The sequence below is a fragment of the Pandoraea bronchicola genome (assembly GCF_902459805.1).
GTDB classification, from domain to species: domain Bacteria; phylum Pseudomonadota; class Gammaproteobacteria; order Burkholderiales; family Burkholderiaceae; genus Pandoraea; species Pandoraea bronchicola.
In genome coordinates this window covers 158,106-170,586 of the sequence record NZ_CABPST010000003.1, presented here as the reverse complement: position 1 = coordinate 170,586, position 12,481 = coordinate 158,106, and the positions used below count along the sequence as shown (strand labels likewise).

The window sequence follows — 12,481 nt, the reverse complement described above, 5'->3', positions numbered from 1 at the left end:
TCCTAAAGCGCATGTTCACTTATCTCTTCGTGATCTTCCTGCTGGCGATGGTCATGACCAAGCTCTGGCTGGCCGCCCGTCAGGTTCGCCATGTGGTCGCCCACCGAGCCGCCGTCCCCGAGCGATTCGCCGACACGATCACGCTGACCGATCACCAGCGCGCCGCCGATTACACGGTCGCCCGGACGCGTCTGGGCATGGCGGAGATCTTCGCTCAGGCGGTGCTGCTCGTCGCATTCACGCTGCTCGGCGGACTGAACCTGCTGCATATCGGCATTTCGGAATGGCTCGGTGAAGGCTATGTGGGCCAGATCGCGCTGATTGCCGCCGTCTTGCTGATTTCCGGCCTCGTCGACCTGCCCTTCACTTACGTCCGGCAATTTGTGATCGAACAGCGTTTCGGCTTCAACCGCATGTCGCTCGGGCTGTTCATCGTCGACATGATCAAGGGCACAGCCGTCGGCGTCGTGCTCGGGCTGCCGCTGCTCTTCGTCGTGCTGTGGCTGATGGAACGCGCTGGGCCGCTGTGGTGGCTGTACGCGTGGATCGTCTGGGTCGCCTTCAATTTGTTCGTACAGTTCATCTTCCCGCACGTCATCGCACCGATGTTCAACAAGTTCGAGCCACTCTCGGACACATCGCTGGCACAGCGCATCGAAGGACTGATGCAGCGCTGCGGTTTCGCGGCCCGCGGACTCTTTGTGATGGACGGCTCGAAACGCTCGGCGCACGGCAATGCCTACTTCAGCGGCTTCGGCCGCGCCAAGCGGATCGTGTTCTTCGACACGCTGATCGAGCGCCTCTCGCCCGCAGAAATCGAAGCCGTGTTGGCGCACGAGCTGGGACACTTCAAGCGTCGCCACATCACAAAGCGTCTGATCGTCGCCTTCGCGTTGTCGCTGGCGTTCCTCGCCCTGCTAGGGTGGCTGGCCGGACGCACTTGGTTCTACACCGAACTCGGGGTGATGCCGTCGATGACCGGCAGCAACAATGCGCTGGCACTGGTGCTGTTCTTCCTTGTGCTGCCGGTGTTCGGCTTCTTCGCGAGCCCGCTGAGTAGCCTGACGTCTCGCAAACATGAGTTTGAGGCCGACGCCTTTGCCGCCAGCCAGACGCAAGCCAGCGATCTGGTCAACGCCCTCGTGAAGCTGTACCAGGACAACGCGTCGACGCTGACGCCCGACCCCGTCTATACCGCGTTCTATTACTCGCATCCGCCTGCATCCCAGCGTATCGACCGTCTGCTGGGGCACGCATGAAGCGAAGCAGCAAGGGGGGAGCCACGCCGGTCGAGACGACCGCACAGGAACGACGCCACGGCCGCGTGGCTGCAGCCCACGGCCGTCACTACGTGGTGGAAGCTGACGATGGCGAGACGGTGCTGTGCTTTCCGCGCGGCAAGAAGAGCGAAATAGCGGTAGGCGACGAAGTTGCCTGGGCGCGCACCGGCGATCAGGGGGTCATCGAAGAGATTCTGCCGCGACGCAATTTGCTCTATCGTTCGGACCAGTTCAAAAGCAAGCTCTTCGCGGCCAACATCGACCAGTTGGTCATCATGCTGGCGACCGAGCCGTACTTCAGCGAAGATCTGCTGGGCCGCGCGCTCGTTGCGGCAGAAGCCAATGCGTTGCGGCCGCTGATCGTCCTCAACAAGACCGATGTGACCGACGCCCTGCCCACGGCACGTGAGCGTCTGGCGCCGTATCGCGCGCTGGGTTATGAGGTGCTGGAGCTGTCCGTGCGCGCCGATCCGGAAACGGCGAAGGCGTTGCTGCTGCCGCGTCTCGCACATCAGGCATCGCTGCTGCTTGGACAGTCCGGCATGGGCAAGTCCAGCCTCGTGAACCTCGTTGTACCCGATGCCGATGCCGCGACCCGTGAAATCTCCACGGTGTTGAACTCCGGTAAGCACACGACCACCTTCACGCGCATCTTCCATCTGCCCGAAGGCGGCCTGCTCATTGATTCGCCGGGCTTTCAGGAGTTCGGTCTGCATCACCTCAAAGAGGGGGCGTTGGAGCGCGCATTCCCCGAGTTTCGTCCACTGCTTACTGGGTGCCGGTTCTACAACTGCCATCACCTGAAAGAGCCGGGTTGCGCCATTCTCGAAGCCGTCGCCGACGGACAAATCTCGCAGCAGCGGCACGCGCTGTATGCGCAGCTCGTTCACGAGTCGGAGCAACAGATTCCTTACTGACGCTTCTCCCTACCCCGACCCGCAACAAAAAACCCCGCTTCAGCGGGGTTTTTTTATGAGCGGCAGTTGCTTGAACGTCAGCCCAGCCAGACGGCGAGGGTCAGCAGCAACAGCAGCAGCATCCACAGCAGGACGGCCCGCCACACCAGACCCACCGCCGCCTGAAGCGTGCGAGGCGTGCACTCGCTGCCGACCGGCAGAACCGCGTCGTCGCCTTGATTGAGTGCGTCGACGCTGGAGACCTCCGCCAGCGGCCCGGTGAGTCGCGCGCCGAGCGCACCGCTACCGGCCGCCAGCAGAATGCCTTCGTTTTCGTTCGGCCACTGCTTTGCGTAGTGACGCCATGCGTAGATCGCGTCTTCAAAGTTACCGACGATCGCGAATCCGATGGCCGTCAATCGCGCCGGTACCCAGTCGATCACATAGAACGCCTTACGTGCGAATGCACCGAATGCCGGGCTGCGATCCGGCACGTTTTCCGTCCAGCGGCGCGACAGATATTCCGCGAGGCGGTATAGCACCGCCCCCGCCGGACCGACCGGCATCAGGAACCAGAAGAACACGCCGAATACGTGGCGATGCGAAGCAATGACCGCATGCAGCAGCGTATGCCGCACGATCTCGTCCACCGGCATGTCGACCGTGTCGATACCGATCCACTGACGCAGAATCTCACGCGCTTCGTTCACGTTGTCGTTGTTCAACGCAACGTGAATGTCGGTGAAATAATGACTGAACTGCCGGAAGCCCATCGTCAGATACACGATGAACACATTCCACGCGAAGCCCAGGAAAATGTTGACCCGCATGAGCAGGTAGTAGATAACGCCGACCGCCAGTACAAATGGCAACACCACGACCAGCCAAGCCAGCACGCCATGACGCGGCTGCCCCGCATCAAAGGTCTGCGACGTGTGGGTCGCGTGGGAGCGAATCAGGTTGTAGATCGGGTTTTGCGTGGAGAGCGCACGCACCTGCTCGAGGATCAGCGCGAGGAGTACCGAAAAGAATGTCATGCGTGCGTTCAGATCACCAGACGGAATGGTGTAACGATAGCACAGCTTCTCGCGAATGCCCGCCCCTAGCGCCTTTGCGACGCACTCACTTCACCATTCGAGCAGACAATTCGCGAAAACGATTCGCCTTTCGCGTCAGGCCCGCAGAAGTTGATAGAAGTTACGCAGCATGCCGGCCGTCGCCCCCCAGATGAAATACTCACCACCCGTCGGCTTCGGATAAGGCATCGCATAAAAACGGCGCTCGCCCACTTGATAGTTGAAGACACGAATCTGATGATGCGCGGGGTTCATCAGGAAATCGAGCGGGACCTCGAAAATCTCGTCCACCTCGCCCGCGTCGGCCACGAGATCAAACGGAGGCTTGACCAGGCCCACGACCGGAGCAACGCGAAAGCCCGTCCCGGTGACGTAGTCAGGCAAGCTGCCGATCACTTCCACCGCCCCCGAATCCAGCCCGATCTCCTCTCGCGACTCGCGCAAGGCGGTGGCAATCGGCGTGGGGTCATCGGGCTCGCGACTGCCGCCGGGGAAACTCACCTGTCCCGCGTGTGTGCTGAGATGCTGCGTTCGCCGGGTCAGCAATACCGTGGTGCCATGCGGACGCATGACCAGCGGCACTAGCACGGCAGCGGCACGTGGCGTGAACAGCGACGGGGAGACAAGTTCGACAGCGCCCGATTCCGGCGTCCAGATCGGCGGGCTGGCAAGGCGGTCTCGTAACGCTTCGGGGGTCAACCGCTGCGCCGGCACCGCGGGCTCCCCTTCGCCCGTCGAGACGATGGGTAACGCTTCAGGATGCAGGATAAGAGGTGGCGCCACGTAGACCTTTGAACGAGGAAGAACTTCGCTATTTTAGCGAGGAAGCTAAAAATGCGTACACACGAAGAAAATGCCAACCCCATGGCAATTCCCAGCCATCGATAGCGATGACGCGCCGCCGCATTCGAATCGGTGCGGTGCGGCACAATGAAAAAAGCACCCCGAAGGGTGCTTTTTCCATGCGGCTTTGGCTGCGCCCGGCCACGAGGTGGTCAGGCGTAGCGGCGTCCGACTTACTCGGCAGCAGCCGTGGTCTTGCTCTTGAACGAGAGCTTTTCCTTGATACGTGCCGACTTGCCCGAACGCTCGCGCAGGTAGTACAGCTTGGCGCGGCGAACATCACCACGACGCTTGACTTCGATGCTGGCGATCAGCGGCGAGTACGTCTGGAACGTACGCTCAACGCCTTCACCCGACGAAATCTTGCGAACGATGAACGCCGAGTTCAGGCCGCGGTTACGCTTGGCGATCACGACGCCTTCGTAAGCCTGCACACGCTTGCGCGTGCCTTCCACAACGTTCACGTTGACGATCACGGTGTCGCCCGGGGCGAAGTCGGGGATCGTCTTGTTCGCGGTCAGACGCGCGATTTCTTCCTGCTCGATCTTGGCGATCAGATTCATTTACCACTCCTTGTGCCATCGTATCGGCGTTATATACCGGCATGGCCGGCCCCGACAGAGGATGGGTTCAAACCGAATGCCGTCCCCATGACGACACCCGTTGCCTACTTGGCCGACGTATCGACCCGCAGGCTTGCCAGCCATGCCTCATCGGCACGACTGAGCAATCCGTTGGCACGCGCGCTCTCGATCAGATCGGGACGCTTGCGCCAGGTATTGGTCAACGCCTCGCGGCGCCGCCATTTTTCAATCTCAGCGTGGTGCCCGCCCAGCAGCACGTCGGGCACGCGCACACCTTCGTACTCTTCCGGTCGCGTGTAATGCGGGCAATCGAGCAGTCCATTCACGAAACTGTCCTGCTCGGCCGACTGCGCGTCATTGAGCGCGCCCGGCAACAACCGGATCAGCGAGTCCATCAATGCCATGGCGGGCAACTCCCCCCCTGACAAAACGAAATCGCCAACACTGACCTCTTCGTCCACCACCCGATCAATCAACCGTTGATCGATCGCTTCGTAGCGGCCACAGAGCAGAATCAGTCCCTGCTCCTGTTCGCGCAACTCGACAACCCGACGATGCGTGAGCGGCTTGCCCTGCGGCGACATCAACAACACGCGACCACGCGGCACACCGGCTTCCGCCTGCGCGGCTTTCGCTGCACTGATCGCATCGTCAAGCGGCTTGGCAAGCATGACCATGCCGGGGCCGCCGCCATATGGCCGATCGTCGATCGTGCGGTAGTTGTTGTGCGTAAAATCACGCGGATTCCAAAACCGCAGACCGTAGCGCGACTGCTTGAGCGCCCGGCTGGTGACGCCCCAGTCGGTCAGTGCCCGAAACATCTCGGGAAAGAGCGTGACGACGTCAAACTGCATCAAACCGGTTCCGTCCAGAGGTGCCCGGACGCAACAACGACCGGGCGATCAATCGGTATCTCAGTAATCGAGACCCCAGTCGGCCACAATGCGCCCACCCTCGATATCGACGGTCTGCACATATTGGCCCACGAACGGGATCAACCGCTCGGCGGTCTTCGCCGGCTTATCGTCGACGGCGGGTACGTCGTAGACGACACGCAACACAGTGTGCACGCCGTTATCGAGCAAACCGACGACCTTACCCAGCGATTCGTCCTGCAAATTCGTTACCTGGGCACCGATCAGGTCCACCCAGTAGAACTCGTCTTCGCCAGCCGCCGGAAACGCACTGCGTGACACCCAGACCTGAAGGCCTTTGAGCGCCTCGGCGGCAGTCCGGCTGTCGCTGCCGCGCAACTGCGCGACGACCGTGCCGGAATGCCCCCGACTGTGGAGCACGTTGGCCTGGGTGTAGGCGGACTCGCCGGGACGACGGAAATACCAGCATTCTGCGGCCAAGAGCCCTTCGCCCTTGCCCGTGTGCGGCTGCACCTTGATCCAGCCGCGAATGCCGTAGGCGTCGCCGATATAACCCAGCTCGACGAGATCGTCGGGCACTTCGGTCACCGGAGCGAGCACCTGCTCTGCACGCATGCCAGCGGCACGCCGTGCCTCAGCACCGATTTTCAGCGGTACCCGCTCACGGGCGGGTCGAGCGGAACGAACCATGCCAATCCAACGTTGTGACGAACACACGGCGGCGCCTGCTCCTGATCACTCAGGAACAGGCACCGCCGTTCAATTCTCATGCCGCCGGCAAACCGACAGCAATGCGTACAGCTCGACTAGCTGAAGCGCGCTTAGGCAGCAGCCTTGGCGCCTTGCTTGATCAGACGAGCCACGGTCGGCGACAGTTGTGCGCCAACGCCTTGCCAGTAGGTCAGACGGTCTTGAGCAATACGCAGACCTTCCGTGCCTTCGGCAGCGACCGGGTTGTAGAAGCCAATACGCTCGATGAAGCGGCCATCGCGACGGTTACGCGAGTCGGTTGCAACGATGTTGTAGAACGGGCGCTTCTTCGCGCCGCCGCGAGCCAGGCGGATAACGACCATAATAAATCCTTGTGAATCCAGAAGTGTTCGGACAGAAAACGCGTGATTATAGCGCAAAACCCTCGTCAAAACAAACACTTCCCCCGGCACCGGCTAGATCCCGGCGAGTCGCTTCCTGATTAGGCTGGCGATACGGGGGGCATCGGCCCCCACTGGCACTGGTCTACAATGCACCCATCCTGTGAGCGGAGCGAGTCCGGCATGCGACGATTTCTCGATGGATGGCAACACCCTCTCCGGCCGCAAAGGCCAATACGCATCAGCGTACGAGTCAGTCGCCTCGCTCAATATGCGCGTCAGGTCGGCCGCTTTATCGGCACAGCAATAGCGCTCGCGCCCCAACTCGCGACCGCACGCGACGCCCTTCCCATCGAACGCCTTACCCTTCCCCCAGGCTTTTACGTGGAAGTCCTCTCGGATCAGGTGCCCGGCGCCCGGGGGATGGTACTGGGCCCGAAAGGCACGCTGTTCGTCGGCAGCCGGGCGCAAGGCGACGTTTATGCCATCACGCTTGACCCGTCTCGCGCCTACGCCGCAAAAGTCAGAACCGTGGCCTCCGGGTTGAACATGCCCGTGGGGGTGGCCATGCGCAACGGCGCACTCTATATCTCTGCGGTGTCGGACATTGTCAAACTCGACGACATCGAGAACCGCCTGGACAATCCCGGCAAACCGGCCGTCGTCTATGACAAGCTGCCGAGCGAGAGTCATCACGGCTGGCGGTACATCGCATTCGGCCCCGATCAACGTCTCTATGTGGGCGTCGGGGCGCCCTGCAATGTTTGCAAGCGCGACGAGAACCGCTACGCGATGATCGGCAGCATGAAGCCGGACGGCACGGACTGGCGCGTCGTCGCTCGCGGCGTGCGCAACACCGTGGGGTTCGACTGGCAACCCGGGACCCACACCCTTTGGTTCACGGATAACGGCCGAGACCTGCTCGGGGATGACGTTCCCGACGACGAACTCAACCGGCTCACGCGGGTTGGAGAACACTTCGGTTTCCCCTACTGCCATGCCGGCGACGTCGCCGACCCGGAATTCGGACGGGAGAAGCGCTGCTCGGCCTTCACACCGCCAATGGCAAAGCTCGGCGCTCACGTTGCTGCGCTTGGCATGAAGTTCTATACCGGCAAGCAGTTCCCGGAGGACTATCGTGGCAGCATCTTTATCGCCGAGCATGGCTCCTGGAACCGAAGCCGCAAAGTTGGCTACCGGGTAGTACGCGTCGTGCTAGATACCAAGGGCAATGTCGTGAAGCAGGAGATATTCGCGCAAGGCTGGTTGGGTGACGACGAATCGGTCTGGGGCCGTCCGGTCGATCTCCTCACCTTGCCAGACGGCTCTCTGCTCATCAGTGACGACCATGCAGGTGCCATTTATCGCATCACCTACCGGAAACCGTGAGGCATCCTGATGACCCGCCCGGGCACCGTTTCAGTCATCCGGCAGCAAAGACTACGCAAGGAACTGTCCCGCTCCCTGTCCGGTCAATCTTTCACGGCACTCACGGCGCCGTTCGGACATCTCCGCCCTCGTCCGTCGCGACTTTTCCGCCGTCCCTGCCACCTTCGCAACTACGTCGACACAAGATCATGACCCAACGCCTACTCTCGTTCCTGCCGTCCTCCTTTGCTTCATATATGGCGACCCTGCTGGTACCGGCTGCGATGCTGGCCGGCTGTGCCGCCCCCTCGGGAGGCGGCGCCACGCCGCCATCGGAGACGTCCGGCGCCACTGCCGCGGCAACGACGCCGGCCGATATTCTCGGCACTTGGCAACTGGTGAAATGGGAAGGCGCGAGCGACGTTCCTAGCCTGCCGGAGGGCCGCACGATCAACCTGACATTTAACGACAAGGGTGCGTTCTCGGGCACGGGCGGATGCAACCGGATCTTCGGTCAATATACGGTTGGCCCGGCCAATGGAAGCGTCAGCCTCAAGGCCCCGGCCGCCACTCGGATGGCCTGCCCCGACTCCATGGCGTTCGAAGACCGCTATCTGAAGACACTTCCCCTTGTCACTCGCTTCGAACGCCGCGACACGCAGTTGATTCTGAGCGCATCGAACGGTGAAACGCTGACCTACGCGTCGCAAACGTTGCTCAATCGTCCGGTCGCAAGCACCGGCGCCGCCGTCAAGACGGAAGACCGCGTCATCGATGTCGATTCGCAAATGGCGGATTGCGTGGGCGTCGCGCCGCGCAAGTGTCTGCGCGTGCGCAATGCCGACGATTCCGGCAAATCGCAGTGGGAACTCTGGTATGCCCACATCGATGGATTCGAGTGGAAGCCCGGCGTAGAATACCGCGTGAAAATTCACGGCGAACCTGTCGCCAATCCGCCCGCCGACGCTTCGAGCATGCGCTGGACGCTCGTCGAAGTCATTCGCGAAACGCCTGCCCGATAACCATTCCAGATGAACGCAGTCGCCTACAAATCCAAGACCCTGACCGCCGGCCTGGCCATGCTGTTCGGCACGCTCGGCTTGCATCGCTTCTATCTGTACGGTTTGCGAGACCGCTTCGGCTGGGCCCATATCGTGGGATCGGCATGCGGCGTGGCAGGCTGGGCGCTTTTGGTGACAAGCGAACTGCGTTCGCCTGCGGGGTGGATTCTCACGATTCTCGGCGCCATCTCGCTCTTCTCGGCGTTCCTCGCAGCCATCGTCTACGGACTTCGTCCCGACGAGCGCTGGGATGCCCAGTTCAACAGCCGCGCTGGGCATAAATCGCATTCGGGCTGGATCGCCGTCATTATTGTCAGCGTGTCGCTGTTCGTCGGTGCGATGTCGATGATGGTCGGCCTCGCCGTTGCGTTTCAGACCTATTTCGAAACGCACGACACGCCCAACCGGCTGTCGCAGTAACACGCCGCCGTGACAACGCCTGCTGCCACCCCCCACCGGCCGACACTGGGTTTCATCGGTGCCGGCCGCGTCGCTCGCGCCCTTGCGAGCGCCGCCGACCGTGCTGGTTATCGCGTGACAGCAGTCGCCAGCCGGCGCGTCGAGGCCGCGCAGCGCATCGCGTCTGCGCTGCCGGGTTGCGAGGCATTGCCGATTCACCGGGCGCAAGACATGAATACGGTCTTCTCGCACGCCGATCTGGTTTTCCTGACGGTTCCCGACGATGCCATCGCCACGTGTGCCGCGCATCTCACCCCGCAGACCGGTCAGGCGCTGGTGCATTGCAGCGGCGCGTCCGAGGTCGAGTTGCTCGCCCCTGCGGCGCAGCATGGTGCGCAGATCGGCGGCTTCCATCCGCTGTTTCTCTTCGCGGGACTTGACGACGACGCGGCGCGCATGTCCGGCAGTGCAGTCACCATTGAAGCTGACGCACCACTGAACGGTGCATTGCATGGCCTTGCCGGCGCCATCGGCTGCCGTGCCCTGTCGATCCCGCCCGGTCAGCGAATGCGCTATCACGCAGGCGCCAACTATGCCGCCAGTTTTCTGCTTTGCCTGCTCGACGAAGCCACCCAGTTGTGGAAAGCGATCGGCATGCCCGAAAACGACGCGCAGGAAGCGATGTGGCCGCTCGTCATGGGTACCCTCAACGCAGCTCGCGAGCGCGGGCTCTCCGGCGCACTTGCCGGCCCGGTATCGCGCGGCGATGCCGGGATCGTCGCGCGTCACACGGAAGCGCTTGCTTCTTTGGGCGGCAATCACGCCACGCTGTACTCGCTCCTCACGCTTCGCGCCATTCACCTCGCTCGTCAACGGCCGAATGCGGACAACGCCGCGCTCGACGCCATCGCACACGCCATCGCCCCCTATTTGCCTCCCTTTCCGCCGGAAAGCGGCGCTTAAGCGCACATAGCGTCTCCAGCACGTCCAGCAGGCCGAGGCCACGCGCCAGGACCAATCCGTCGCATATTCCAGTCCGATTGCAAGCATGCTTGTCTCCCGCTCGAATACTGTATAAAAACACAGTATAATGACCCGCATCCCTCGCGGATGCCCCGCATTCGTGCCCCCGACAGCCACCAAGGAGACGAGCCATGGCTTCCTCATTCGCGCCGCCCCCGTCGCGCAAAGGCCGGGGCGCCACCGCCAATCTCGAATCCCGCTATTCCGAGTTCCGCCGCGAAAGCGACGAAACGCGCCATGAATCAGACGCGGCCCAAGAATGTGAGGTCAAGTTCGTGACGCAAGTCGCGCTGGAGAACGCTCGGACGATCATCTCGCGCAACCAATCGCCAGACATCCCGTTCGATCGTTCGATCAACCCGTACCGAGGCTGCGAACACGGTTGCACCTATTGCTTCGCACGCCCCACGCACGCCTACCTCGGGCTGTCCCCGGGACTCGACTTCGAAACACGCCTCTATGCGAAGCACAATGCCGCCGAGCGTCTCGACGCCGAACTACGCAAACGCGGCTATCAACCCGCCCTGCTCGCACTCGGCGCAAACACCGACCCGTATCAACCCATCGAGCGCGAGTACCGCATCACGCGAAGCGTGCTCGAAGTGCTGGAGCGCTTCGGCCATCCGGTCGGTATCACGACGAAATCGGCGTTGGTCACACGGGACATCGATATCCTGTCGCGCATGGCGCAACGTGGGCTGGCCCGCGTTTTCATTTCAGTGGGCACGCTCGATGCCGACATCGCCCGCAAAATGGAACCGCGCGCCAATACGCCTTCGCGCCGCATCGAAGCCATACGCAAGCTGACTGAGGCAGGCATACCGACCGGGGTTATCGTGGCGCCGATCGTGCCGGCATTGACCGATTTCGACATCGAACGGGTATTGACGACCGCGGCGGAGGCCGGCGCAACGTACGCGGCCTATGTGATGTTGAGACTGCCGCGTGAGGTTCACGACGTTTTTGTCGACTGGCTGGAAGTCCATTACCCGATGCGGGCACGCCACGTCATGAGCCTGATCGAGCAGGTGCGCGACGGCAAACACAACAGTTCCGAATTCGGCACACGTATGCGAGGCGCGGGTTTGCACGCCGAGTTGATCCGTCAGCGTTTCCATCTCGCAGCCCGCAAATTGGGACTCAATCAGGCCAGACCGCCATTGCGCAACGATCAGTTCAAAGTCCCGGAGCCTGCGGCATCCACCGTTGACGGCGGACGAAGCGCAATGAATTCACGTCGGCAGCCGGCACCTGCCGGTCAACGACAAGGGCAGACCGACGCTGCCGGTAATGTTGACCCGCAAATGCCACTCTTCTAATCCGGTCGCCCAGGCGCATACCCGAACGTCGCGACAACGCACGCGGCGAAGCCGCAATTGCCAACAGACCGGCGTATCGCACAGCCGTCGCCGCCTGTCGCACCGCTCCGCTCACTCCTCGACGTGAATGGTGAGCGTCTCCTTGATCTCCTCCATCACGACGTAGCTCTTCGACTGCACAGCACCCGGCAACTGCAGCAGGATGTCGCCGAGCAGCTTGCGGTACTCGGACATCTCCCGGATGCGTGCCTTGATCAGGTAGTCAAAGTCCCCGGAGATCAGGTGGCACTCCATCACCTCCGGGATTCGCAGAACCTCCCGGCGGAACTGATCGAACATGTTGCCCGACTTGTGGTCCAGCGTGATCTCGACGAATACCAGCAAGGACGCCCCAAGCGCTGCCGGATTCACCCGGGCGAAGTAGCCCATGATCACGCCGTCGCGCTCCATGCGCTTCACACGCTCGATGCACGGCGTGATCGACAGACCGACCTGCTCCGAGAGATCTTTCATCGACATCCGGCCGTCCTGCTGAAGCAACGTCAGGATGCGCCGGTCGAGGCGATCCAGCGTACGGATCGATTGCTGCTGAACTCGCATGATTTATTCCTGAATTCCGCTCATATACATTAACTAAACCTAGCAATCCGAGAATAGCATGCGAAT

14 protein-coding genes are annotated in these 12,481 nt (G+C 61.9%); 7 read left to right on the top strand and 7 right to left on the bottom strand.

Annotation, left to right across the window (positions count from 1 at the left end):
- Positions 1 to 11: 11 nt before the first annotated feature.
- The gene (locus PBR20603_RS08350; RefSeq protein WP_150559085.1) at positions 12 to 1,259 is read left to right on the top strand and encodes a M48 family metallopeptidase; all 1,248 of its coding nucleotides are present in this window, start codon (positions 12 to 14) and stop codon (positions 1,257 to 1,259) included.
- Positions 1,256 to 2,197 (top strand): ribosome small subunit-dependent GTPase A, encoded by a 942-nt coding sequence (rsgA, locus tag PBR20603_RS08345; RefSeq protein ID WP_150559084.1) that lies wholly within the window; start codon positions 1,256 to 1,258, stop codon positions 2,195 to 2,197. Before PBR20603_RS08350 ends, rsgA begins: the two co-directional genes overlap by 4 nt.
- Positions 2,198 to 2,274: 77 nt before the next feature.
- On the opposite strand, the gene PBR20603_RS08340 is transcribed toward rsgA, so the two are convergent.
- From PBR20603_RS08340 to rpsP, 6 genes are all read right to left on the bottom strand, one after another.
- Complete coding sequence (locus tag PBR20603_RS08340; RefSeq protein ID WP_150559083.1) at positions 2,275 to 3,213, bottom strand: CobD/CbiB family protein; 939 nt, start codon at positions 3,211 to 3,213, stop codon at positions 2,275 to 2,277.
- Between the two features lie 135 nt (positions 3,214 to 3,348).
- A complete protein-coding gene (locus PBR20603_RS08335) occupies positions 3,349 to 4,035 on the bottom strand; it encodes a CoA pyrophosphatase (protein WP_246174484.1) in 687 nt (228 codons plus the stop codon).
- 233 nt (positions 4,036 to 4,268) lie between these two features.
- On the bottom strand, positions 4,269 to 4,658 hold the full coding sequence (rplS, locus tag PBR20603_RS08330) for a 50S ribosomal protein L19 (RefSeq protein WP_150559082.1): 390 nt from the start codon (positions 4,656 to 4,658) through the stop codon (positions 4,269 to 4,271).
- Positions 4,659 to 4,762: 104 nt separating this feature from the next.
- Complete coding sequence (trmD, locus tag PBR20603_RS08325) at positions 4,763 to 5,533, bottom strand: tRNA (guanosine(37)-N1)-methyltransferase TrmD (RefSeq protein WP_150559081.1); 771 nt, start codon at positions 5,531 to 5,533, stop codon at positions 4,763 to 4,765.
- A gap of 60 nt (positions 5,534 to 5,593) precedes the next feature.
- Positions 5,594 to 6,244, bottom strand: a complete 651-nt coding sequence (rimM, locus tag PBR20603_RS08320) for a ribosome maturation factor RimM (protein WP_246174482.1) — start codon at positions 6,242 to 6,244, stop codon at positions 5,594 to 5,596.
- A 131-nt stretch (positions 6,245 to 6,375) separates the two neighbouring features.
- Positions 6,376 to 6,627: a 30S ribosomal protein S16 gene (rpsP, locus tag PBR20603_RS08315; protein ID WP_017234865.1), complete on the bottom strand. Its 252-nt coding sequence runs from the start codon at positions 6,625 to 6,627 to the stop codon at positions 6,376 to 6,378.
- Between the two features lie 252 nt (positions 6,628 to 6,879).
- Between rpsP and PBR20603_RS08310 the strand changes: the two genes are divergently transcribed.
- From PBR20603_RS08310 to PBR20603_RS08290, 5 genes are all read left to right on the top strand, one after another.
- The gene (locus PBR20603_RS08310; RefSeq protein ID WP_246174513.1) at positions 6,880 to 8,034 is read left to right on the top strand and encodes a PQQ-dependent sugar dehydrogenase; all 1,155 of its coding nucleotides are present in this window, start codon (positions 6,880 to 6,882) and stop codon (positions 8,032 to 8,034) included.
- A 188-nt stretch (positions 8,035 to 8,222) separates the two neighbouring features.
- A complete protein-coding gene (locus tag PBR20603_RS08305; RefSeq protein ID WP_150559079.1) occupies positions 8,223 to 9,035 on the top strand; it encodes an META and DUF4377 domain-containing protein in 813 nt (270 codons plus the stop codon).
- Positions 9,036 to 9,044: 9 nt separating this feature from the next.
- Complete coding sequence (locus PBR20603_RS08300) at positions 9,045 to 9,494, top strand: TM2 domain-containing protein (protein WP_150559078.1); 450 nt, start codon at positions 9,045 to 9,047, stop codon at positions 9,492 to 9,494.
- A 9-nt stretch (positions 9,495 to 9,503) separates the two neighbouring features.
- Positions 9,504 to 10,436 (top strand): Rossmann-like and DUF2520 domain-containing protein, encoded by a 933-nt coding sequence (locus tag PBR20603_RS08295; protein ID WP_150559077.1) that lies wholly within the window; start codon positions 9,504 to 9,506, stop codon positions 10,434 to 10,436.
- 191 nt (positions 10,437 to 10,627) lie between these two features.
- Entirely contained in the window at positions 10,628 to 11,815 is a 1,188-nt protein-coding gene (locus PBR20603_RS08290) for a PA0069 family radical SAM protein (RefSeq protein ID WP_246174481.1), read from the top strand.
- 111 nt (positions 11,816 to 11,926) lie between these two features.
- On the opposite strand, the gene PBR20603_RS08285 is transcribed toward PBR20603_RS08290, so the two are convergent.
- Positions 11,927 to 12,415 carry an Lrp/AsnC ligand binding domain-containing protein gene (locus PBR20603_RS08285; protein ID WP_150559076.1) on the bottom strand — a complete coding sequence of 163 codons (489 nt, stop codon included), beginning with the start codon at positions 12,413 to 12,415 and terminating at the stop codon, positions 11,927 to 11,929.
- Positions 12,416 to 12,481 lie beyond the last annotated feature (66 nt).

What these genes read in the sequence shown, in the direction of transcription:
- PBR20603_RS08340 (WP_150559083.1), bottom strand. Translation starts at nt 3,213, where the DNA reads ATGACATTCTTTTCGGTACTCCTCGCGCTGATCCTCGAGCAGGTGCGT.
- rimM (WP_246174482.1), bottom strand. Translation starts at nt 6,244, where the DNA reads ATGGTTCGTTCCGCTCGACCCGCCCGTGAGCGGGTACCGCTGAAAATC.
- rplS (WP_150559082.1), bottom strand. Translation starts at nt 4,658, where the DNA reads ATGAATCTGATCGCCAAGATCGAGCAGGAAGAAATCGCGCGTCTGACC.
- PBR20603_RS08285 (WP_150559076.1), bottom strand. Translation starts at nt 12,415, where the DNA reads ATGCGAGTTCAGCAGCAATCGATCCGTACGCTGGATCGCCTCGACCGG.
- trmD (WP_150559081.1), bottom strand. Translation starts at nt 5,533, where the DNA reads ATGCAGTTTGACGTCGTCACGCTCTTTCCCGAGATGTTTCGGGCACTG.
- PBR20603_RS08350 (WP_150559085.1), top strand. Translation starts at nt 12, where the DNA reads ATGTTCACTTATCTCTTCGTGATCTTCCTGCTGGCGATGGTCATGACC.
- PBR20603_RS08300 (WP_150559078.1), top strand. Translation starts at nt 9,045, where the DNA reads ATGAACGCAGTCGCCTACAAATCCAAGACCCTGACCGCCGGCCTGGCC.
- rsgA (WP_150559084.1), top strand. Translation starts at nt 1,256, where the DNA reads ATGAAGCGAAGCAGCAAGGGGGGAGCCACGCCGGTCGAGACGACCGCA.
- rpsP (WP_017234865.1), bottom strand. Translation starts at nt 6,627, where the DNA reads ATGGTCGTTATCCGCCTGGCTCGCGGCGGCGCGAAGAAGCGCCCGTTC.
- PBR20603_RS08305 (WP_150559079.1), top strand. Translation starts at nt 8,223, where the DNA reads ATGACCCAACGCCTACTCTCGTTCCTGCCGTCCTCCTTTGCTTCATAT.
- PBR20603_RS08290 (WP_246174481.1), top strand. Translation starts at nt 10,628, where the DNA reads ATGGCTTCCTCATTCGCGCCGCCCCCGTCGCGCAAAGGCCGGGGCGCC.